The sequence below is a fragment of the Microvirgula aerodenitrificans DSM 15089 genome (assembly GCF_000620105.1).
GTDB classification, from domain to species: domain Bacteria; phylum Pseudomonadota; class Gammaproteobacteria; order Burkholderiales; family Aquaspirillaceae; genus Microvirgula; species Microvirgula aerodenitrificans.
On sequence record NZ_KK211073.1, the window covers coordinates 39,357 to 46,020 of the forward strand.

Annotated in this window: 6 protein-coding genes; 3 read left to right on the forward strand and 3 right to left on the reverse strand. The window is 67.1% G+C overall.

All coding sequences use genetic code 11. From position 1 onward, the window contains the following. Positions 1-61: 61 nt before the first annotated feature. The gene (gene ppk2 / locus Q352_RS0119095) at positions 62-916 is read right to left on the reverse strand and encodes a polyphosphate kinase 2 (protein ID WP_199489879.1); all 855 of its coding nucleotides are present in this window, start codon (positions 914-916) and stop codon (positions 62-64) included. 400 nt (positions 917-1,316) lie between these two features. Between ppk2 and mnmC the strand changes: the two genes are divergently transcribed. Next, entirely contained in the window at positions 1,317-3,203 is a 1,887-nt protein-coding gene (gene mnmC, locus Q352_RS0119100) for a bifunctional tRNA (5-methylaminomethyl-2-thiouridine)(34)-methyltransferase MnmC2/FAD-dependent 5-carboxymethylaminomethyl-2-thiouridine(34) oxidoreductase MnmC1 (protein WP_028500691.1), read from the forward strand. Positions 3,204-3,209: 6 nt separating this feature from the next. Here the strand turns inward: mnmC and Q352_RS0119105 are convergent, their stop codons facing one another. Continuing rightward, positions 3,210-3,641 (reverse strand): DUF488 domain-containing protein, encoded by a 432-nt coding sequence (locus tag Q352_RS0119105; RefSeq protein WP_028500692.1) that lies wholly within the window; start codon positions 3,639-3,641, stop codon positions 3,210-3,212. Between the two features lie 96 nt (positions 3,642-3,737). On the opposite strand from Q352_RS0119105, the gene Q352_RS0119110 reads away from it, so the two are divergent. Together Q352_RS0119110 and ubiG are read left to right on the forward strand one after the other, a co-directional pair. Next, positions 3,738-5,051 (forward strand): TRZ/ATZ family hydrolase, encoded by a 1,314-nt coding sequence (locus Q352_RS0119110; RefSeq protein ID WP_028500693.1) that lies wholly within the window; start codon positions 3,738-3,740, stop codon positions 5,049-5,051. Positions 5,052-5,079: 28 nt separating this feature from the next. Continuing rightward, on the forward strand, positions 5,080-5,781 hold the full coding sequence (ubiG, locus tag Q352_RS0119115; RefSeq protein ID WP_028500694.1) for a bifunctional 2-polyprenyl-6-hydroxyphenol methylase/3-demethylubiquinol 3-O-methyltransferase UbiG: 702 nt from the start codon (positions 5,080-5,082) through the stop codon (positions 5,779-5,781). Between the two features lie 69 nt (positions 5,782-5,850). On the opposite strand, the gene Q352_RS0119120 is transcribed toward ubiG, so the two are convergent. Continuing rightward, on the reverse strand, positions 5,851-6,664 hold an 814-nt coding region (locus tag Q352_RS0119120), incomplete at its 5' end, for an AMP-binding enzyme (protein WP_028500695.1).

Sequence of the window (6,664 nt, forward strand, 5' to 3'; positions counted from 1 at the left end):
GGTCGGAAAAAACATGGGCCGGGCTTTCCCGGCCCGGCCCATGCGGTCATGCGGGGAGTCGTCAGAAGGCGTCGATGCGCGTTTCTTCGGCTTCCAGCATCGAGGTGGCATTGCCGACCAGCAACGGATCGGCGCCATGGCCGACCACGCTGTGGTCCTTGTCCGGATAGTCGAGCACCGACAGGAAATGGCGGATGCAGTTGAGGCGTGCACGCTTCTTGTCATCCGACTTGATCACGGTCCACGGGGCGGCGGCGGTGTCGGTATGGAAGAACATCGCCTTCTTCGCCATGGTGTACTCATCCCACTTGTCGAGCGACTGGATGTCGATCGGCGACAGCTTCCAGTGCTTGAGCGGGTCGTCACGGCGCGAAATGAAGCGGCGCAGCTGCTCTTCGCGGCTGACCGAGAACCAGTACTTGAACAGGTGCAGGCCACTGTTGACCAGCATGCGTTCCAGTTCCGGCGTCTGGCGCAGGAATTCGAGATATTCGGTCGGCGAGCAGAAGCCCATCACCCGTTCGACGCCGGCGCGGTTGTACCACGAGCGGTCGAAGAACACGATTTCGCCCGAGGTCGGCAGATTCTGGATATAACGCTGGAAATACCACTGGCCGCGTTCGACCTCGGTCGGTTTTTCCAGTGCCACCACGCGGGCGCCGCGCGGGTTCAGATGTTCCATGTAACGCTTGATGGTGCCGCCCTTGCCGGCCGCGTCACGCCCTTCGAACAGGATCACGATGCGCTGGCCGGTCGACTTGACCCAGCTCTGCACTTTCAGCAGCTCGATCTGCAGTTCGATCTTGCGCTGCTCGTACTCCGGACGACGCAGGCGGGTACGGTACGGGTAACCGGCCGGCAGCGGTGCATAGGTGCTGTCTTCGCTGGTGCCGTGCGGCGCCAGGGCGACCTGCATCGCCGTCGCCCCCTCGCTGATGGCCTGAATCTCGGCCACGGCCTGCTCATGGGCACGGCTGGCAGCGCTGCTGCGCGAGGAGGTCTTGCTGCTCTTTTCTGCCGCGGGTGCCTTGCTGTCGTCGGTCGCGGCTGCCGGCTCGGCGCCCGGGGTCGGTTTCGTGTTGTCGGTCATCTGTAGCATTCCTCTCTCTCAGGCAATTGTCTTCTTGTCTCTTGATTACAATGCGCCATGCATTAGCCGGATAACTTGACCCAGATCAATTTCCCTTCCCTTGCCGGGACTATGATGCCGGTCTGACCGGCAGGCGGCCCGCAGCACAAATGGGCAGCGGCGGCAAGCCCCGCCCACCCCTGCCATTCCCTGCGACCTCCGCACCCCATCCGTTATCATGTCGGCCATGCCGATTCTGCCCGCCACCCTGTCCCTTGCCGCCGATGGCACCCCGTGTTCGCCCCGGTTCGACGATGTCTATCACACCGCAGATGGCGGCCCCGAGCAGGCGCGTCATGTCTATCTGACCGGCAATGGCCTCCCCGCCGCCTGGCGCGGGCACGATACCTATTCCATCCTCGAGACCGGCTTCGGGCTGGGCCTCAATTTCCTGGTGACCTGGGCCGCCTGGCGCGCCGATCCACAGCGCTGCCCGCGCCTGCATTTTGTCTCGGTGGAGAAATTCCCGTTCCGCCGCGAAGACCTGCAGCGACTGCATGCGCGCTGGCCGGACTTCGCCGGCCTGTCGGCCGGGCTGCTTGCCCAGTGGCCACCGCTGACGGCCGGCATGCACCGGCTGCACTTCGACGACGGCGCCGTCACCCTGACCCTGGTATTCGGCGATGCCGCCGAGCAACTGCCGCGCCTGTCCGGGCGTTTCAACGCCTTCTATCTGGATGGGTTCGCCCCGGCCAAGAATCCGGACATGTGGACCCCGGAACTGTTCCGCAGCCTGTCGCGGCTGGCACGGCCGGACGCAACGCTGGCAACCTATGCCGCAGCGGGCTTTGTGCGCCGCGGGCTGAACGCCTGCGGCTTTGCCGTGGTGCGCCACGATGGCTATGGCGGCAAGCTGCACATGCTCGCCGGCCCCTACCTGCATCGTGAGCCACTGCGTGCACCGGTCTGGCCTGCCCGGCAGGCGCTGGTCATCGGCGCCGGCATGGCCGGGGCCGCGGCGGCCGAGCGACTGGCATCGCGCGGCTGGCAGGTCACCGTGCTGGAACGGGAAGCCGCCATTGCCACCCGCTCATCCGGCAACCACGCCGGCGTGCTGCTGCCGGTCCTCAGCGCCGATGACAATCTGCAGTCGAGACTGGCCCGCGCCGGCTATCTGTATACCCTGCGCCATCTGGCAGCGCTGCCCGGACTGCGCGACTGGCATCAGGACGGCGTGCTGCAACTGGCACGCGACGAAGCCCAGGCCACGCTGCAGCGGCGCATCGTCGACAGCGGCTACCCGGACGACTACGTGCAGTGGCTGGACCGCGACGCCGCCAGCGCACGCGCCGGAGCCCCCGTCGCCAGCAGCGGCTGGTGGTTTCCGGCCGCCGCCTGGATCCACCCGCCGGCCTGGTGCGCTGCCGCCCTGGCCCGCCATCCGGAGCTGATCCGGGTGCACACCGGCGTCGACGTCGCCGCACTGGCGCGGGACGACGAGGGCCAGTGGATCGCCCGTGACAGTCAGGGCAGCGAACTGGCCCGTGCACCGGTGGTCGTGATCGCCACCGCGACCTCGACCCTGGCCCAGACCGCCCACCTGCCGCTGACCCGCGGCCGGCGCGTGGTCACCCTGCTGCCGGCCGCAGCCGTGGCGCTGGCCGATACCGTCCTGTGCCGCAATGCCTACCTGACCCCGGCCTTTCGCGGCCTGCGCGCGCTGGGTGCGACCGCGGCCCCGCCCGACAGCGAGGCCGCGCCGCAATGGCATGCACTGAACCTGGCCAAGCTGGAGGCGATGCTGCCCGGCGCCTCGGCCGGCATCGATCCGGCGCAACTGGACGGCCGCGGCTGTGACCGCCCGACCTCGCCCGACCGCCTGCCGCTGGTCGGCGCCGTCGACATTGCCGGCACCCGCACCAGCGTCCGGCTGGACCGCATCGCCCGCCAGCCCGGGCTGTACTGCGCGCTCGGTTATGGCGCACGCGGACTGGCCTGGAGCGCACTGGCCGGCGAACTGCTCGCCAGCCAGATCTGCGGAGAACCGCTGCCGGTGGAAAAAGACCTGGTCGATGCCTGCGATCCGGCGCGTTTCGCCTGGCGCGCGGGGCGGACAGCAACCGGCACGGACTGAGCGCGGTCAGTCGCGGCGCTTGCCGTCCAGTTCGGGCGCATAACAGACCGGCGACGCCAGCGCATCACCGGGCATTGCCAGGCGCGCGCGCAGAAACTGCTCCAGCACCGGAACATGGCTGTGCGCGACATCGCGCACGGCCGTCAGCAACACCAGCGTCTCGCCACGCGCCAGTCCGGCCAGCAGCGGCCGCCAGCCGTCCGGCGCCGCAGCCAGCTCATTGCAGTAGGCCAGCGCAAAGCCGCGCGGATCAAGCTCGCCGGCATGCCATGCCTGACGCAGCCCGGTCGACGGTGCCACCGCCCTGTTCCACTCCACACCTTCCAGCGCCGCCTTGCGGACACCGCGCGGCCACAGCCGGTCGACCAGCACCCGATGGCCAGCCGGCCAGTCCGCCGGCGCGTAGACCCGCGCACTGACGATATGACAGTCACTCATTGTCACTCTCCCGTTTCCCGGCTCGCGGTCCGGCACGGGTTGCCTGCCCCGCCGACCCCGCCTACACTCGCCGCAACTTTCATCCAAGGCCAGTCCATGTCCCACGCTGATACGCTCATCGATGCCCGCTGGATCATTCCGGTCGAGCCGCACGCCACCGTACTCGAACGCCACAGCATCGCCGTCCGCGACGGCACCATCGTCGCCATCGTTCCGCCGGCCGAACGCGCCGCCTGGACCGCCGACGATACCGTGTCGCTGCCGAATCATGTGCTGATGCCCGGTCTGGTGAACCTGCACGGCCACTCGGCGATGACGCTGTTGCGCGGTTATGCCGACGACCTGGCACTGATGGACTGGCTGCAAAACCATATCTGGCCGGCAGAAGGCAAGCACGTCAAGGACGACTTCGTCTACGACGGCACGCTGCTGGCCATGGCGGAAATGATCCGCTCCGGCACCACCACCATCAATGACATGTATTTCTTCCATGGTGCGGTCGCCCGCGCCGGCCTCGCCGCCGGCCTGCGCACCTTTGTCGGCTGCTCGATCCTCGAATTCCCGACCCCGTATGCAGGCAGCGCCGACGAATACCTGCAGAAGGCGCTGGCCGAGCGGCGCGAATTCATCGGCGAGGAACTGGTGACGTTTACCCTGGCACCGCATGCCCCGTATACCGTCAGCGACGACACCTTCCGCAAGGTAGTCACGCTGGCGGAGCAGGAAGACATGCTGATCCACTGCCACATCCACGAAACCCGCGGCGAGATCGACGACAGCCTGAAGGCGCACCAGTTGCGCCCTCTGGCGCGCCTCGACCGGCTGGGGCTGCTCAGCCCGCGCCTGATCGCCGCACACATGGTGCACATGAGCGACGACGAGATCGAACTGGTTGCCCGCCGCGGCGTCCATATCGCCCACAACCCGACGTCGAACATGAAGCTCGCCAGCGGCATCGCCCCGGTGCAGCGCCTGCTGGATGCCGGCGTCAATGTCGGCATCGGCACTGACGGCGCCGCGTCGAACAACAAGCTCGACATGCTGTCCGACACCCGCCAGGCCGCGCTGCTGGCCAAGGTCGGCAGCCTCGACCCGACCGCCGTGCCGGCTGCCACCGCACTGCGCATGGCGACACTGAATGGCGCCCGGGCGCTGGGACTGGGCGCAAAGACCGGCTCGATCGAAGTCGGCAAGCGTTTCGACGCCATCGCCCTCGACCTGGCCCAGGTGGAAACCGCCCCGACCTTCGATCCGATCTCGCATGTAGTGTACGCCGCCGGCCGCGAACAGGTCTGCGACGTCTGGGTCGACGGACGCCACCTGCTCGCCGCACGCACGCTGACCACGCTCGACCATACTGCCCTGCTGGCAGTGGCCGAGTCCTGGCGCAACAAGATTGCCGCCCGCTGAGGCGGCGGAGACTGACAGGACAGGAATCATGAGCCAGAACGTCGACCAGACCGAAATCGACAAATTCAGCCAGATGGCCCACAAATGGTGGGATCTGGACGGTGAATTCAAGCCGCTGCACCAGATCAACCCGCTGCGGACCGACTATATCGACCGCCACGCGCCGCTGGATGCGGCGCGCGTGGTCGACGTCGGCTGCGGCGGCGGCATCCTGACCGAAGCGCTGGCGCGTCGCGGCGCGACCGTGACCGGCGTCGATCTGGCGAAGAAATCGCTGAAAGTGGCGCAGTTGCACGCGCTCGACCAGGGGCTGACCATCGACTACCGCTGCGTGGCGGTCGAAGCGCTGGCGGCAGAACAGCCGGCCAGCTTCGATCGTGTGGTATGCATGGAAATGCTTGAACACGTGCCTGACCCGCAAAGCGTGGTCAGCAGCTGCGCCGCGCTGGCCCGACCGGGTGGCTGGGTGTTCTTCTCCACCCTGAACCGCAATCTGAAAAGCTACCTGATGGCGGTGGTCGGTGCCGAATACGTGCTGAACTGGCTGCCGCGCGGCACCCACGACTATGCGCGTTTCATCAAGCCGTCCGAACTGACGCGCATGGCACGCAACGCGGGACTGGAACTGGCCGATATCAGCGGCATGCGCTACAACCCGCTGACCCGCACCTACCATCTCGATAACGAGACCTCGGTCAACTACCTGATGGCCTGCCGCAAGCCGGGTTGAATCTGACGGGCCAGAAAAAACACGACGCCAGGGACTGGTCGTCGTGTTTTTTTATCTCGGCGACCGGAACTACATCGCCTCGCGCAACTGCGCGATCACCTCGCCGTTCACCAGCGTCGACGTGTCCTGGGTGATTTCCTCCCCCCTGGCGATCGAGCGCAGCAGGCGGCGCATGATCTTGCTGGAACGGGTCTTCGGCAGGTCGTCGCCAAAGCGGATCTCGTCCGGTCGGGCGATCTTGCCGATTTCGTGCGACACCCAGTTCTTCAGTTCCACGGCAAGCAGGCGTGCGGCGTCGCCGGTCGGACGCGGGCCCTTCAGCACCACGAACGCCACCACGGCCTCACCCTTGACCTCGTGCGGCTTGCCGACCACGGCGGCTTCGGCCACCAGCGGGTTGGCCACCAGCGCCGACTCGATTTCCATCGTGCCCAGACGGTGACCGGATACGTTCAGCACGTCGTCGATACGGCCCATGATCCAGAAGTAGCCGTCCTCGTCGCGGTGCGCCGAGTCGCCGGCCAGGTAGTACTGGCCGTTGAACTCGTCCGGGAAGTAGGTCTTGCGGAAGCGGTCGGCATCGTTCCAGATGGTGCGGACCAGGCTCGGGAACGGACGCTTGATGACCAGGAAGCCGCCATTGCCAAGTTCGACCGGCGCGCCGGATTCGTCGACGATATCGGCCATGATGCCCGGCAGCGGCAGGGTGCAACTGCCCGGCTTGGTCGCCACCGCGCCCGGCATCGGCGCGATCATCGCGCTGCCGGTTTCGGTCTGCCACCAGGTGTCGACGATCGGGCAACGACCGCCGCCAACCACTTCGTAGTACCACATCCACGCTTCCGGGTTGATCGGCTCGCCGACCGTGCCGAGCAGGCGCAGG

Coding starts and splice junctions, on each gene's coding strand:
- ppk2 (WP_199489879.1), bottom strand. CDS start 916: ATGCAGGTCGCCCTGGCGCCGCACGGCACCAGCGAAGACAGCACCTAT.
- mnmC (WP_028500691.1), top strand. CDS start 1,317: ATGCCGATTCTGCCCGCCACCCTGTCCCTTGCCGCCGATGGCACCCCG.
- Q352_RS0119105 (WP_028500692.1), bottom strand. CDS start 3,641: ATGAGTGACTGTCATATCGTCAGTGCGCGGGTCTACGCGCCGGCGGAC.
- Q352_RS0119110 (WP_028500693.1), top strand. CDS start 3,738: ATGTCCCACGCTGATACGCTCATCGATGCCCGCTGGATCATTCCGGTC.
- ubiG (WP_028500694.1), top strand. CDS start 5,080: ATGAGCCAGAACGTCGACCAGACCGAAATCGACAAATTCAGCCAGATG.